Consider the following 14312-nt stretch of genomic DNA (forward strand, 5'->3'; position numbering starts at 1 on the left):
TTAGAAAGCGATATGAAACCGCAATATCAGGCGCTCTACACACAGTTAGCGCAACGCATCGACGAACAGCGTTTAATTCATGATCCGTTGCGTACCCTAGCTTACGGTACGGATGCCAGCTTTTACCGCATGGTGCCACAATTGGTGGTGCGTGTGCATGATGAAGGCGAAGTGCGTTTTGTGCTGCGCTGTACTCGAGCGCTTGATATTCCGGTGACCTTCCGTGCCGGTGGGACCAGTTTGTCGGGACAAGCGGTGACGGATTCGGTGCTGATTCAATTATCAGACCAATGGAAAGGCTACCGCATCCACGATCACGGCCATACAGTGTCGTTACAGCCTGGGATTATCGGCGCTCGTGCCAATCAATTGCTGGCACCCTACCAGCGTAAGATCGGCCCAGATCCAGCGTCGATCAATGCCTGTATGATTGGCGGCATCGCGGCCAACAACGCCAGTGGCATGTGCTGTGGTACGGCGCAAAACAGTTACCACACGGTCAAAAGCATGCGCATCATCTTTGAAGATGGCACTTTACTGGATACGGCCGATGAGCACAGCCGTGCCGCGTTCAAAGAAAGTCATGCCGAGCTGCTATCGACCCTCGAGGCATTGGCCTATGGGGTACAGAATAACAGCGATTTAGCGGATAAAATTAGGCACAAATATAGGTTGAAAAACACCACTGGGTACAGTCTTAACAGTTTGGTGGACTTTGACGACCCATTCGACATTCTGATGCACCTTATGATCGGCTCAGAAGGTACTTTGGGCTTTATCAGTGAAGTGACTTACCACACGGTGGAAGAGCATCCGATTAAAGCGGCCGCCTTGATCTACTTCCCTGATATGGAAACCACTTGTCGTGCTGTGACCGTGCTAAAAAGCACGCCGGTGTCCGCGGTAGAGTTGATCGACCGCGCAGGCCTGCGCACGGTGGCGGGCAAACCGGGTATGCCAGAGATGCTCAATGACCTAGGTGCGGACGTGGCCAGCTTGTTGGTCGACGTGCGTGGCACCACTGCCGCGGAACTGGAACAGAAGGTGGCGCAAGTCACCCAATCACTACAGGGTATGAACGCTCTGTATGAGATTGAATTTACTCAAGAAAAAGAACTTTACGAGACCTATTGGAAGATCCGCAAAGGCATGTTCCCTGCCGTCGGCGCAGTGCGTAAAGTGGGTACCACGGTGATCATCGAAGATGTGGCGTTTCCCGTGGAACAATTAGCCGAAGGCGTATTAGAGCTGCAAGGTGTCTTTCAAAAATACGGCTACAGTGAGGCGATCCTGTTTGGTCATGCCCTAGAAGGCAATCTGCACTTTGTCTTTACCCAAGGCTTTGACGATCCAGCTGAGGTAAAGCGCTATGAAGCCTTGATGGACGAAGTGGCACAACTTGTTGCAGTGAAGTACAACGGCTCATTAAAAGCCGAGCACGGTACCGGCCGTAATATGGCCCCTTACGTTTTACTGGAATGGGGCCAGCAGGCCTACGACATCATGTGGCAGCTGAAAAAAGCCTTTGATCCCAAAGGCTTGCTTAACCCTGATGTGATCTTGACCCATAACGCCAATATTCACGTTGAGAATCTAAAACCCCTGCCACAGGCCAACGATAAGGTGGATACCTGCATCGAATGTGGCTTTTGTGAGTCGGTGTGTCCTTCTCGAGCACTGACCTTAACTCCGCGTCAGCGTATCGTGCTGTGGCGGGAAATTCAGCGCTTAGAGCGTTCAGGTGAGTCGCCAGAGCGTTTAGCGGAGCTGCGCAAAGAATACGCCTACGAGGGCGTGGACACTTGTGCTGCCTGTGGCCTCTGTTCGATGCAATGTCCAGTCGGTATTAATACTGGCGACCTGACCCGCGAACTGCGTCACGACCGTTACCATGACACCAAAGTGGGCTACTGGGTAGCGGATCACTTCGAAGGCGTCACTAAGACGGCTCGTGCTGGCCTCGCGGTGGCTGGTGGTATGCGTAATATCCTTGGCAACAGTGGTATGAAAGCTGTGACCAGCGCAGCCAACAGCCTAACAGGTGGTATAGTGCCGAAATGGCACCCACAAATGCCACGCGCTGCTGCCATGCCAAACCATCGTATCGCCATCACCCAAGAGGGCCGTCCAAGCGTGGTCTATGTGCCAAGCTGTGCGACTCGTGTCATGGGCGCAGGCCCCAATGCTGCGGACAAACGCCCCGTGATGGAGGTGATGCTTTCTGTACTGGAAAAAGCGGGTTATAACGTAATTGTACCTAATGGTATCGAGAGCCAATGCTGCGGTATGGCCTTCCAATCCAAAGGACAATTCGCCGCTGCCGAGCAAAAAGCTAACGATCTCAATACTTTACTGATGCAAGCGAGCCAACAAGGCGAGCTGCCAGTGGTTTGTGACACCAGCCCGTGTTTATTGACCATGAAAGACACGCTTGATCCAGCATTGAACTTATACGAGCAAGTGCAATTCTTGGCCGATCACGCCATGGCGAACCTCACCATCGAGCGCAAAATCCCGAAAATGGCGCTGCATATCACCTGTAGCACCACACGCATGGGCTTAGGCAATACCTTTGTGAAGCTGGCAGAACAACTGGCTGAAGAAGTCGTGATACCGCCGGATATCACCTGCTGTGGTTTCGCTGGCGACAAAGGCTTCAGTACACCTGAGCTAAACCAAAGTGCCTTGAAAACGCTGAAAAACGCCGTGCAAGACTGTGACGTCGGCTACTCCAACTCGCGTACCTGCGAGATCGGCCTCACCGAGCACTCGGGGATAGAGTATCAGTCGATTGTGTACCTAGTGGATCAGCTTAGTCGTTAACACTCCTATTTAATCCAAGCTGAAGGTCGTTTAGCCACTGTTCAATCTTACTGGAATCGTGGCTATTCGACTCTTTGAGTAGACTGTTGAGCAGTGGTTCTTTCTGTGTGATTAAAACGGTCTTCAAGGAGTCCAGTGTATTCGTGGGCTTTTGCGCAGCAAAAAGTAGACCGATATCATAGCCTAGTAAAAATGCCCCTAGTCTTTCAGGATTGAACTCTAAAGCGTCGCCAGGCACATACTCCTCGTAAAGGCGATCTAGCTCGATATTTGAGTATTCTTTTAAAATGGTCAGGAAATCTTGAGCATCTTTATTACTTTCGTGACGTCGCTCTCCCCAGGCAATGAGTTTGAGCAAAGCCAGCCCTGCAAGTGACGAGACTTTGATGATGTAATTAGGCGCTATCTCGATATTAAGAGCATGATTATAAGCCTCTATAAAGCCTGCCACGGACATACTGATCGCATACTCAGGTGGCCACTCTATCTGATTATTAGCCCCGGTGATCTCTCCAAACGGAATGATATCAACAGGTAAGCCTGTGTCTTGGTGGAGCAACCTATGAGCTATGGGGGTTTCCTTGAGCCCCGCCCAGATGAGCTGTTTTCGTAGCTCATCATATGCATCCCAGTTAGAAATCATTATTGCAGTATCAATATCGTAGGTCTTACGACCAATATTTCGTTCAAAAACATGGTGCAGCACCAAGTCTCGCGCTGTAGCCCCTGCGATAAAGATGGGAATATCAAGAGCATTGCTTGCATCTACGATTATTTTAAGAACAGGCTTAAAAGCTTGGTTAATTGGTTTCTTTAGTTGATAGGTATTGTTCATGTAGCATCCTTGCTGTTTCATGATTTCGACTGTCCAAACTAGCCTCTAGTTCAGCGATGGCGAGCAATGCTTGTGTGCGATCGCTCCATTTGAGGCTTTTGCCCCAAAATGCAGGCACTAACCAAAGATTCCCCTCTGCATCTGGCCGACATTTCAGTTGAGCGAGCTTTTTTTGTAGGGGAAGGTGCGTGAATAGCTGCCAGTCATGGGCATACAAATAGGCAGTAAGTTGCTCTGCGGCGACTTCTCCGCCCCATTTATCATCTTGCTCTAGCGATATCTCGCTCCATGATTCGGGATACTTAACTCGAATACCGCCCAGAGATTTACGTAGAGCCACTCGGTAAGAGTCTAGCCAAAGTTGTATTAAGCGTTCCTCATCCAAGACTCTCTTTGGCTTAATGCTAACCACTCTTTCTTCTTGCAAAAGCTTTAAGGCCTTGCTGACCATGCCAAGAGAGATGTTTGCCATCTCAGCGAGTTCTCGATAAGTAGATTTTATGCTGTTTGGCTCTGCAGCAAGTATAAAGAGAAGCTTACTGACGCCTTCTGACATAAGTGAGTTTCTGTTTATGTCTGTTGGCTGAGGAGCGCTTTCGATAACCTTCGTTCGTTGCACCCAAATCATCAAATTATCAGCTTGAATAGAAATATTGCCGAAGGTGTCAATGACATTGAGGTTATGCCGCTGGCATTGTTCCAAAAGAAATTCAGAAAGACCGTTACAGATAAGTAAGGTATTTGGGCCTGCATGCTCAAACAGAGGTTTTAAGCTTTCTTTGCGGTGAATTCTTTTAGCTTCTACATAAAAATGGACGTTTTTCCGGCCGGATGTCAGCTCTATTTCAGCATCGCAAAATGGCCCTGATTTATGAATGCTATCCATGACTACATTGGCCTTAATATGAGTAGGCAGCATAGCAATAGCGCTCGTGATTAAGTTTTCTTTAGAGTTACGATCCATTTTGTTCACGATTAGATAATTGTTCATGATTCATGAACAAAATATAGTCATGAACATTAAGAGGTGCAATTTATATTATTAGACATTTAGGCTACACCCTATGAAACCACTCCTGTTGCTGCAAAAAGCTAATCAATTCATCCCTTAATAACTTAGCTCTGACCGATAAGCTACGGCGATAGGCCCACACTAGATAGATCTCGCGGTTGCGGCCGCGCCATTCGGGCAGTACCCGTTTCAGGTGCCCCTGTTGGATGTCTTGATAAACCAAGCTCTCCGGCAGCAAGGTCACCCCCTGCCCGTGTTTGGCGAGGTTGACGGCGATGCGCATATCGTTGCTGGTGTGGCGATGGTGCTTGAAGACGCTGTATTCCTCACCGGTGGTGTTGTGCACGATATCCCAGTCGGTAAACAGTTGCCCTGCGACGCTCTTGCCTTGTTCCAGTTGCTCAATGGTTTCAGGAAATGGGGTTAAATCGGGGGAGGCGACTAAAACACCATGAATTTCGCCGATTTTGCGTTGAATCAGTGACAAATTAGGGGATTGGCCGGAGCGCAGCGCTAAATCTGCTTGCGTATCTTGCAGGCTTTCATACTGGTTACTGAGCTCAATTCGTAGGGTGATCTGTGGGTATTGAGCAACAAATTGTGCCCAAAAGTCGTCTAATGGCCCAGCACCCAGATTGGTGGGGGCGAGAATTTTGACTTCCCCTTCTAAGCTGTTCAGGGTGTGGTCGAGGTCGGAAATACGCTGATCCAGCGCTTCGATAAATTCGGCGCATTCGCGATAGTAGGATTCACCCACGGTGGTGAGCGTTAAGCCCTTGGTAGAGCGGTGTAGCAGCACGGATCCTAGCGTGCTTTCTAGGCTGGCAATACGCCGCGAAACCGTGGCGATGGTCATACCGAGCTTTTCCGCCGTGGCGGTCAGGCTTTTGGTGTCGGCGGCAACGATAAAGATTTTCAGGTCATCGAGCATTTTGCAAATCTGTAAAAAGGGTTATTAAAACTAGCTATTTTTACAAATATAGCGGCTTGCTATGCTTAATGCATAGTTTCCCCTCTTACCTTTGACGATTTAGGAAGCCCCATGAAACATCGCATCATATTCGCCGCGTTAATGTCTTTTGTTCTGTCATTACTGATGTCGGCTTGGATCACTTTTATGAACATTGGTGCGCATCCAGAGTTTGTGTCTTTTTGGATGCATGCTTGGATCTACGCGTGGCCAGCAGCAGGCGTGATTTCGTTTATCTTCGCCCCATTCTTGCATCAATTAGCTCACAAAATAGCTAATAAAATATAGCAAAGACAATACCTTAAGCTATATTGAAAAAGCCCTTTGATGGTCCATCAAAGGGCTTTTTTCATCTTTAACCGTGGCACGCTCTACCCCCTAGGGGATATGGTGTTTAGACAAATGGCTTGGGTAATCTAGGCTCATAGTAACGCTCTCAGCAGTCGGTGCTGCTGGGCATGTTAGAAGGAATCCGCTATGAAAACCTATCAAGAATGGCAAGCGCTGCGCGAGACGCTTAATGTGCGTTCAGAAGCCTACATCAATGGCCAGTTTACGCCCGCGAAAAAAAAGGGTACCACCTTTGAGTGCATCAACCCTGCCGACGAGACGGTATTAGCCAATGTGGCCAGCTGTGACGAAGCGGATGTCGACATTGCCGTTGCGGCGGCGAAGAAAGTCTTTCGCAGTGGCGTTTGGTCGGAAATGGCGCCGGGGCAGCGTAAGCGTATTCTGCAAAAGTGGGCCGATCTACTAGAGCAGCATTTCGACGAACTAGCATTGACCGATACCTTGGATATGGGCAAATCCATTTCTGAGATGGTCAATATCGACATGCCAGACTCGATTGATTGTTTACGCTGGTCCGCCGAGTGTATCGACAAGCTCTATGGTGAAATCGCCCCGACTAACTCGCAAAACTTAGCCCTGATTAGTCATGAACCACTAGGTGTGGTGGCCATCATCACGCCTTGGAACTACCCGCTGATGATGGTGATGTGGAAAATTGCCCCAGCGTTGGCGGCGGGTAATAGTGTGATTCTAAAACCCTCGGAAAAGTCGCCCTTGAGCGCCCTGCGTATCGCTGAACTCGCGACGCAAGCAGGGGTGCCAGACGGTGTATTTAACGTGCTACCGGGTTTTGGTCACACGGCAGGTAAAGCGTTAGCGTTGCATCATGGGGTTAGCACCCTTGCCTTCACAGGCTCAAGCCGTGTTGCGGGCATGCTGATGCAATACGCAGGTCAATCGAATATGAAGCGTGTCTGGCTGGAAGCTGGTGGTAAGTCCCCTTGTATCGTGTTTGCAGACTGCAAAGACATCCAAGCGGCGGCACAAGGCGCAGCGGTGGCGATCTTCACCAACCAAGGGGAAGTGTGTATTGCTTGCTCGCGCTTGTACGTGCACCAGAGCATTAAAGACGAATTCCTTAAGCACCTGCTCGAAGCGGCGCGCCAGTATGTGCCGGGCGACCCACTCGATCCCGCTACGAAAATGGGGCCATTAGTGGATAAAGCACAGTTTGAGCGCATTACAGGTTTTATTGAAAGTGCCATCGCTGATGGGGCGACATTGGAGCTTGGTGGTGTACCCAAATATGAAGACGGCAAAGGTTTCTATGCCCATCCGACCATTTTCTCCGACGCCAATCATGAGATGGAATTTGTCCAAGAAGAAATCTTTGGCCCAGTGCTCGCCATGATGACTTTTGATACGGAAGAAGAAGCGATCACGCTGGCAAATGACTCGAAATATGGCTTAGGTGCCGCGATCTGGACGGCAGACTTGTCCCGTGCCCACCGCGTTAGCCGCAAGCTAGAATCCGGCATGGTGTGGGTCAATACGTGGGGGGATGGCGATACCACGGTGCCATTTGGTGGCGTCAAAGCGTCGGGCAATGGCCGTGATAAGTCATGGCATGCGCTGGAGAAATACACCGAAGTGAAAAATACCTGGATTCGATTGTAGTCTGCTGGGAGGTGCTCTATGTCATCACCAAGTCATGTGAATTCTTACTACGCGGCGTCGGCCAATGACAAAGCCCTACGCCCTACGCTTACCGGCGAGCACCGCTGTGATGTATGCATCGTCGGCGCGGGTTTTACCGGTATTTCGACCGCGCTAAGCCTTGCCGAAAAGGGCAAAAAGGTCATCGTCCTTGAGGGCTCACGCATTGGTTTTGGTGCGTCGGGGCGTAATGGCGGGCAGATCGTGAACAGCTTTAATCGCGATATTGACTATATTTTCGCGAATTATGGCGACAAGATCGGCCAAAAAATGGCGAAAATGGCTTTTGCTGGCTCGGAACTGATTCGCCACCGTGTTGAGAAGTACCAGATCGACTGTGACCTAAAACACGGTAACCTATTTGCCGCCTGCAATAACAAGCAATTTGAGGAGCTCAAAGCCAAGAAAGCCCTGTGGGAAGCCCATGGTCATAACGAATTAGAGCTGCTTGATAGCAACAGCATCCAAGAGCATATTGGTTCGGAGCGTTATGTGGGCGGCTTATTGGATCGTAAAGGTGGCCATATTCAGCCTTTGAACTTGGTGCTAGGCCAAGCCAATGCCTTTGAGGCGTTAGGAGGTCAGATCTTTGAAGACTCCAAGGTGCTGCGTTTAGAGCATGGCGTACCGGGAAAAGTCATTACTGAACAAGGGGTTGTGGTTGCTGACAAGATTGTCGTCGCCGGTAACGCCTATGTCTTTGGCTTGATTCCCGAAGTGGAAAAGAAAGCCATGCCTTGCGGCACGCAGGTGATCGCCACCGAACCTTTATCGAAGGAGCTGCAAAAACAACTGTTACCAACCGATCGCTGTGTAGAAGACTGTAACTATTTATTGGATTATTACCGCCTGTCTGGGGACGGTCGTTTGATCTATGGTGGCGGGACCACCTATGGCGCGCGGGATCCGGGTAAGATCGAAGCCATCGTCGTACCCAAGATGCTGACCACCTTCCCCTATTTGAAAGACGTGAAGATCGACTACGCCTGGACCGGTAATTTCCTACTGACCATGATGCGTATGCCCCAAGTAGGTAAGATCGGCGAGAACCTGTATTACGCCCAAGGCTATTCCGGTCATGGCGTAACCAATGCCCATTTGATGGGAGAAATCCTCTCCGATGCGATGGATGGCGATACCGAGCGCTTTGATGTGTTTGCCAGCATGCCACAGTACCCATTTCCAGGAGGCCGAATGCTTCGTGTACCCTACACAGCGCTCGGAGCGGTGTATTATAGCCTGCGCGATAAGTTAGGTATTTAACATAAAATAGTCACTAAAATAGACGAAATGCCGTTAACGTGGCGACTTTTCGTCTTGTTCTAAACGATTAACCTGCTTTTTAGACAGCACGCCTGCTGCTCGTAACCGTTCCAGCTTTTGCTGGGTGTGTTCGCGTAACTCATCACGTAATAAGCGCATACTTGGGGTAATGGAGTGACGACTGGGGCAAATCAACCAGAGCTCGCCGCAGGGCACGGTATAGTCTGGCAACAATGACCTCAAGCGTCCTGCTAAGACATCTTCCGCCACATCCAGGGCGGATTTCAGTGCCACCCCCTGTCCTGCCAAACACCAGCGGCGCACCATATCGCCATCGTTGGCAGCACGGTTTGCCGTTGGTTTGATTTTATATTGGCGTTGTTGCTCGTCCTGAAAGAACCAAACGTCGTTTAAAATGTCACGAAGCTGATAGAAAAGCGCATTATGTTGCAATAAGTCATTTGGATGTTCGATCTTTGCGTGATTCGCTAGATAGTCAGGGCTGGCGCACAGCAAGCGCGGCACATTGCAAATCTTAAAGCCATACATGGACGAGTCATTCGGCGCGCCGTAGCGCAGTGCCATATCAATCGCATCACGATAAAAGTCGATATTGCTGTCGCTCAAATGCATACGCAGGGTCAGGTCGGGGTGCTGCGTCATAAAGGTATCAAGCAAGGGCGCAAGAATATTACGGCCCAGATCCGACGACACGGCGATGCGCATCTCCCCCGCAATGCTTTCGCTGTCTTGTTGCACCGCTTGTTGTGCCAGTTGCCATTGCTCTAATGACTGCGCACACAGCGGTAAAAAGCGCTCCCCCGCTTTGGACACTCGTAGCTGGCGGGTCGAGCGAATAAATAGCTCCGCACCAAGCAAGGCTTCCACTCGCTTTAAAGCTGCACTGGCGGTCGCTGGCTGCATATCCAAATGGGTGGCTGCCGCGGTAATGCTACCCAGCTCCGCGACCTTCATCACCACTGCTAAATCTTCAATTTGCACGGAGGTTGCCTACTCTATTAATTGTGAATGCACTATGGATTACCAAAAATATATTGATAATGAATCAACGGCAAGACGGTTTTTTCGAGTAAAGGCGCCCGTTAATATGCGTTCCAATCTATAACGCCTGCTAATGGCCGCGATACCTATTTGAGGAACCATCATGTCTCACCCGATTATTACTGATTTAGAAAAACGCTATACCACTAAGAACTACGATGCGACCCAGCGTATTCCTACCGCAGACCTAGAAGTGATCTACGAAGCTTTGCGCCTATCGGCGTCTTCGATCAACTCACAGCCTTGGAAGTTTGTCGTGATTGAAAGTGACGAAGCGAAACAGCGTTTTCACGATAGCTTTGTCAACAAACATCAGTTCAACCAAAAGCATGCTAAAGCCGCGTCGCACATCATTTTGTTTGCCCACAAAACCCACTACAAGCGTGATGATTACGCCAAAGTCGTGGATAAAGGCATCGAAGATGGCCGTACCGCGCCAGCAGACCGAGAAAGTGCCTTTGGCGGATTCGCCTTTGCTGAACTGAATACCAAAGCGGACGGCAACACAGAAGCGTGGACCAAAGCCCAAACGTACCTTGCATTAGGCAACCTGCTGCACACCTTAGCGCGTCTGGGCATCGACTCTACACCGCTAGAAGGGGTAGATCCTGAAATGCTAAGTGAACTCTTTAAAGATGAGCTAGCTGGCTACAAATGTGAGGTTGGCTTAGCCATGGGTTACCGTCATCAGGAAGAAGACTACAACGCTACGATTCCAAAATCGCGTCTCGCTCGTGAGCAAATTCTAACGGTGTTATAAGGCCCGTATTCGCTACTTAGGCGAATGTTCCATATGCTCTAAGTGGCTCAGAAACAAGGTAAAAATCTCCGACTGGGAAGAGGTGTTGAGCTTGGCGTGAATGTTCTTACGATGTACCTTCACCGTGCCAGCACTGATTCCCAAATCCTCGCCGATGGACTTCGACGAGTGACCTTTCAATAACAAGCCCAGTACCTCTTGCTCACGGTCCGTGAGCACCCCTTGAGCAAACGATTTGAGCGCTTGCTGCATGGGTGCGGAGGGCGGCGTTTGTTGCGTAAACTCCCCTGCTTGCAGCCACCAAAATTGGCGCATCAGCGCTTCCAACATGGGAAAGACCAATTTCAGCTGCTTTAACTCGTTATGCTGAATCTCCCCAGCGCTTTGCTTACGCCCCAATGAAATGGCGCAGCGGGTGTCCTTATCCAACTCCACGATCAGATTGATCTCATCTTCTAAGCCAAACTCCTGATAACAGGTCTGAAAATATTCAGTGTCTTGAAACGAATCCGGTGCCATGTCAGCTAGGCGATAGACGCCCGAAGCAACATCTTGCTGAATGGCGTTAAACAAGGGATCGAGCAAATAGGCTTGGTTTAAGTAAAAACGCAGCGTAGCGCTTTGCTCAGCGGGGTCACGGGGGTGAATCAGAAGCGGCTTCAAAGCCTGCTTGTAGGCCACCATAATCAAGGTATCGAAATAGCACAGTTTGCCCAGTACCTGCTGCAGTACGGCTGGGAAATTTGGTAGACGAATGTGGTTGGTCAGCAGGCTTAAATCCTTGATCAATTCGGCGCTGTCTTGTTGTCCTAAATGTGCCCGCTGCACCATGCTGATACCTGAAAAATTGGCTGAATAAATTTGATCGACTTTTGTATTCGACAGGAGTACAACTAAAATCAATAAACCGAATAATAGTTCGGATTAAAGGCAAAAGTGAATGTTTTAATACGATGCAAATCCCCTGTCACCAATGCAAGACATCTTGGACAAAAAATCCTATTAAAACAGCACATCCAGAGTTCGGCTGACGACAGTCAGCACTGATTTCTTGTCCAACTCGAATAAAGCTCAATTTTTATGGGTTATTCGAGTTGAGACAGATGAAGAGTAATGTGTATGTCAGATATTAACTTTATCGAAGATCATGAGTTTGACCTGTTTATTACTGACTTAAACGGTAATCTGCGTGGCAAACGCATCCCCGCCAGTGGTTTAAAAGGCGTCATGGCCAATGGCGTTAAACTGCCACAATCAGTGATCGGCTTTGATCACTGGGGCGATGATGTATTGGAAAACGGTTTGGTGTTTGAAACCGGCGACAGCGATGGTATCTGTCTGCCAGTGCACCCAAAACCGATTCCTGTGCCTTGGGCGGAGTCTGCCCGTGATCAAATTCTCGCGATGATGTACAACCCTGACGGTACGCCTTTTTTTCCGGATCCACGCCAGATCCTGACGCGCATTGTTGAGCGTTATAAAGCGCTAGGTTACACCCCGGTGGTGGCCACCGAGCTAGAATTTTACCTATTAGACGGTGCTTCGGAAGCCAAGCGCCGTCCTTCTCCACCGGTGATTGTCGATGGCAATGGCTGTCGCCTGAGCAAAACCGACTGTTACTCCATTGAAGAAATGGACGGCCTCGAAGGCTTCTTTGCCGAAGTGCGTCGTGACTGTGAGATCCAAGGCATTCCAGCGGACACCATTATCTCTGAGCTCGGCCCCGGCCAATTTGAAATCAATATGAAGCACACCGATGATGCGGTGCAAGCGGCCGATCATGCGATCATGTTCAAGCGCTTGATCAAGGGCGTGGCGCGCCAACATGACTTTGGCGCCAGCTTCATGGCGAAACCTTACGCCGATAAAAGCGGTAACGGCTTCCATGTGCATTTCAGCTTGTTAGACGAACAAGGCAATAACGTATTTGATGACGGCACCGAGGAAGGCACACGCCTACTGCGCAACGCCGTGGCAGGCATGCTCGCTCACATGTCCGACTCCATGCTGGTGTTTGCACCGCACTTAAACTCGTATCGCCGTTTCCAAGCCGGTGCTCACGCGCCAACCTACGCCAGCTGGGGTTATGAAAACCGTACCGTAGCGGTGCGCATCCCTGAAAGCGAACCTGAAGCGCGCCGCATCGAACACCGTGTTTCGGGTGCAGATGCGAACCCTTACCTTGTTTTGGCCACAGTTTTAGGCGCTGCATTGCATGGTATTGAAACCAATATGTTGCCACCTGAAGCCATTGAGGGGGACGCTTACTCGCAAAGCGAACTGTTCGAGGCGTTACCGAACCGTTGGGAAGCGGCCAGCGAGACCTTCCGCGACAGTCCGTTTATGATGGAATACCTAGGCGAAGAGTTTGTGCGCGTGTACGCCGCCGCCAAAGATCAAGAGCAACAGAAAATCTACGGCCGTATTTCCAATGTAGAATACGAGGCGTATCTATAAGCCCTGTGGCTAATAGAAGGGAGAGGAAGACACAATGAAAATAGGTATTCTTGCGGCGGGGATCACCCCCGATGCATTACGTGGAGAGTATCCAACCTACGCTGAAATGTTCGCCGAGCAGATCGGCACCTTAGAACCAGAGTTAAGCTTTGTTACCTATGACGTGCGTTTGGACGAGTTTCCAGCAAGCTCTGACGAGTGTGATGCCTGGCTAATCACCGGCTCTAAATTCGATGCCTACGCCGACGAGCCATGGATCTTAAAACTGTGCGAATTGATCCGTGAAATCGATGCCAAAGGCCAAGTTTTAGTCGGCATCTGCTTTGGCCACCAAGTCATCGCCCGCGCCCTCGGCGGCACCGTGGCGAAATACTCAGGTGGCTGGGGCGTTGGTGTGCATCACTACCAAGTAACTGGCGACATCCCTACTTTGCCAAAGCTGAATGACATCGCGCTGTGTGCTTTTCACCAAGACCAAGTGATTGAAAAGCCAGAGAAAATGACGACCTTCCTAAGCAGCGACTTCTGCCAATATGCGGGTTTAATCTACGAAGATAAAATTCTGACCTTCCAAGCCCACCCAGAGTTCTCCAAAGCTTACGAGCAGGATCTAATCAGCTTGCACGATGGTGGTAACTTGACTACCGACGTTGCGCAAAAAGCCCGCCAAAGCGTGGAGCGCGAAAACATCCAATCTGCCGCCATGATGGCTTGGATCGGCAAATTCCTACAGGGCTAATAGACCATTGGGCTCCCTTTATTTCTGATGGTTGGAGCCTGTAAGATTCTTCCGCGACACTCAGTGGTAACACGTGCTCTTGTAGGACTGCGCTGTGCGCGGGAAAACCTAGCACCCTAGATGATAATCAGCTTGAATCAGCTTGAATCAGTTGGGCTCCGCCTAACTTCTGCTGTCAGGAGCTTCCATGCAATTCAATTCGCTTGCGCACATCTTCGGTCGTGCTTCGCCTCGACTTTTCTTTGTGAAGAGCGCGTGAATTAAACGCATGGAATCTCTGAGGAAAACCGTTATATCGTATCTTGTAGGACTGCGCTGTGCGCGGGAAAGCTTAGCATCCTAGATGATAATCAGCTTGAAGCAGCTGAACTCCGCCTCATTTCT

The 14312-nt window shown here is 49.9% G+C and carries 12 protein-coding genes; 7 read left to right on the forward strand and 5 right to left on the reverse strand.

What is annotated here, in order from left to right; all coding sequences use genetic code 11:
* The first annotated feature begins 12 nt into the window (after window positions 1-12).
* Complete coding sequence (locus tag MAQ5080_RS06225; RefSeq protein WP_067207971.1) at window positions 13-2823, forward strand: FAD-binding and (Fe-S)-binding domain-containing protein; 2811 nt, start codon at window positions 13-15, stop codon at window positions 2821-2823.
* Here the strand turns inward: MAQ5080_RS06225 and MAQ5080_RS06230 are convergent.
* From MAQ5080_RS06230 to MAQ5080_RS06240, 3 genes are all read right to left on the reverse strand, one after another.
* Window positions 2813-3658, reverse strand: coding sequence for a hypothetical protein (locus tag MAQ5080_RS06230; protein ID WP_067207968.1), 846 nt, complete (start codon window positions 3656-3658; stop codon window positions 2813-2815). The two genes, MAQ5080_RS06225 and MAQ5080_RS06230, sit on opposite strands and share 11 nt — an antisense overlap.
* On the reverse strand, window positions 3624-4649 hold the full coding sequence (locus MAQ5080_RS06235) for a type IV toxin-antitoxin system AbiEi family antitoxin (protein WP_082861049.1): 1026 nt from the start codon (window positions 4647-4649) through the stop codon (window positions 3624-3626). Before MAQ5080_RS06235 ends, MAQ5080_RS06230 begins: the two co-directional genes overlap by 35 nt.
* A 64-nt stretch (window positions 4650-4713) precedes the next feature.
* Complete coding sequence (locus tag MAQ5080_RS06240; protein ID WP_067207965.1) at window positions 4714-5601, reverse strand: LysR family transcriptional regulator; 888 nt, start codon at window positions 5599-5601, stop codon at window positions 4714-4716.
* A 111-nt stretch (window positions 5602-5712) separates the two neighbouring features.
* Between MAQ5080_RS06240 and MAQ5080_RS06245 the strand changes: the two genes are divergently transcribed.
* The 3 genes from MAQ5080_RS06245 (at window position 5713) to MAQ5080_RS06255 (ending at window position 8910) form a co-directional block, all read left to right on the forward strand.
* A complete protein-coding gene (locus MAQ5080_RS06245) occupies window positions 5713-5928 on the forward strand; it encodes a DUF2798 domain-containing protein (protein ID WP_067207962.1) in 216 nt (71 codons plus the stop codon).
* A 189-nt stretch (window positions 5929-6117) separates the two neighbouring features.
* Window positions 6118-7608, forward strand: coding sequence for an aldehyde dehydrogenase (locus MAQ5080_RS06250; RefSeq protein ID WP_067207959.1), 1491 nt, complete (start codon window positions 6118-6120; stop codon window positions 7606-7608).
* Window positions 7609-7626: 18 nt separating this feature from the next.
* Complete coding sequence (locus MAQ5080_RS06255) at window positions 7627-8910, forward strand: NAD(P)/FAD-dependent oxidoreductase (protein ID WP_067207956.1); 1284 nt, start codon at window positions 7627-7629, stop codon at window positions 8908-8910.
* Between the two features lie 33 nt (window positions 8911-8943).
* On the opposite strand, the gene MAQ5080_RS06260 is transcribed toward MAQ5080_RS06255, so the two are convergent.
* Entirely contained in the window at window positions 8944-9912 is a 969-nt protein-coding gene (locus MAQ5080_RS06260) for a LysR family transcriptional regulator (protein ID WP_197464580.1), read from the reverse strand.
* A 163-nt stretch (window positions 9913-10075) separates the two neighbouring features.
* Between MAQ5080_RS06260 and MAQ5080_RS06265 the strand changes: the two genes are divergently transcribed.
* Window positions 10076-10732, forward strand: a complete 657-nt coding sequence (locus MAQ5080_RS06265) for a nitroreductase family protein (protein WP_067207953.1) — start codon at window positions 10076-10078, stop codon at window positions 10730-10732.
* 12 nt (window positions 10733-10744) lie between these two features.
* Here the strand turns inward: MAQ5080_RS06265 and MAQ5080_RS06270 are convergent, their stop codons facing one another.
* A complete protein-coding gene (locus MAQ5080_RS06270) occupies window positions 10745-11563 on the reverse strand; it encodes a helix-turn-helix domain-containing protein (protein WP_067207949.1) in 819 nt (272 codons plus the stop codon).
* Between the two features lie 288 nt (window positions 11564-11851).
* Between MAQ5080_RS06270 and MAQ5080_RS06275 the strand changes: the two genes are divergently transcribed.
* Window positions 11852-13189 carry a glutamine synthetase family protein gene (locus MAQ5080_RS06275; RefSeq protein WP_067207946.1) on the forward strand — a complete coding sequence of 446 codons (1338 nt, stop codon included), beginning with the start codon at window positions 11852-11854 and terminating at the stop codon, window positions 13187-13189.
* 34 nt (window positions 13190-13223) lie between these two features.
* A complete protein-coding gene (locus tag MAQ5080_RS06280) occupies window positions 13224-13928 on the forward strand; it encodes a glutamine amidotransferase-related protein (protein ID WP_067207943.1) in 705 nt (234 codons plus the stop codon).
* Window positions 13929-14312: the final 384 nt, after the last annotated feature.

Origin of the sequence: Marinomonas aquimarina, assembly GCF_900089755.1 — a bacterium.
In the GTDB taxonomy this organism is placed as follows: domain Bacteria; phylum Pseudomonadota; class Gammaproteobacteria; order Pseudomonadales; family Marinomonadaceae; genus Marinomonas; species Marinomonas aquimarina.

Bases quoted from the DNA above. Each gene is read 5' to 3' on its own strand.
- MAQ5080_RS06240 (WP_067207965.1), bottom strand. From the start codon at position 5,601: ATGCTCGATGACCTGAAAATCTTTATCGTTGCCGCCGACACCAAAAGC.
- MAQ5080_RS06245 (WP_067207962.1), top strand. From the start codon at position 5,713: ATGAAACATCGCATCATATTCGCCGCGTTAATGTCTTTTGTTCTGTCA.
- MAQ5080_RS06280 (WP_067207943.1), top strand. From the start codon at position 13,224: ATGAAAATAGGTATTCTTGCGGCGGGGATCACCCCCGATGCATTACGT.
- MAQ5080_RS06250 (WP_067207959.1), top strand. From the start codon at position 6,118: ATGAAAACCTATCAAGAATGGCAAGCGCTGCGCGAGACGCTTAATGTG.
- MAQ5080_RS06255 (WP_067207956.1), top strand. From the start codon at position 7,627: ATGTCATCACCAAGTCATGTGAATTCTTACTACGCGGCGTCGGCCAAT.
- MAQ5080_RS06265 (WP_067207953.1), top strand. From the start codon at position 10,076: ATGTCTCACCCGATTATTACTGATTTAGAAAAACGCTATACCACTAAG.
- MAQ5080_RS06235 (WP_082861049.1), bottom strand. From the start codon at position 4,649: ATGAACAATTATCTAATCGTGAACAAAATGGATCGTAACTCTAAAGAA.
- MAQ5080_RS06270 (WP_067207949.1), bottom strand. From the start codon at position 11,563: ATGGTGCAGCGGGCACATTTAGGACAACAAGACAGCGCCGAATTGATC.
- MAQ5080_RS06225 (WP_067207971.1), top strand. From the start codon at position 13: ATGAAACCGCAATATCAGGCGCTCTACACACAGTTAGCGCAACGCATC.
- MAQ5080_RS06230 (WP_067207968.1), bottom strand. From the start codon at position 3,658: ATGAACAATACCTATCAACTAAAGAAACCAATTAACCAAGCTTTTAAG.
- MAQ5080_RS06275 (WP_067207946.1), top strand. From the start codon at position 11,852: ATGTCAGATATTAACTTTATCGAAGATCATGAGTTTGACCTGTTTATT.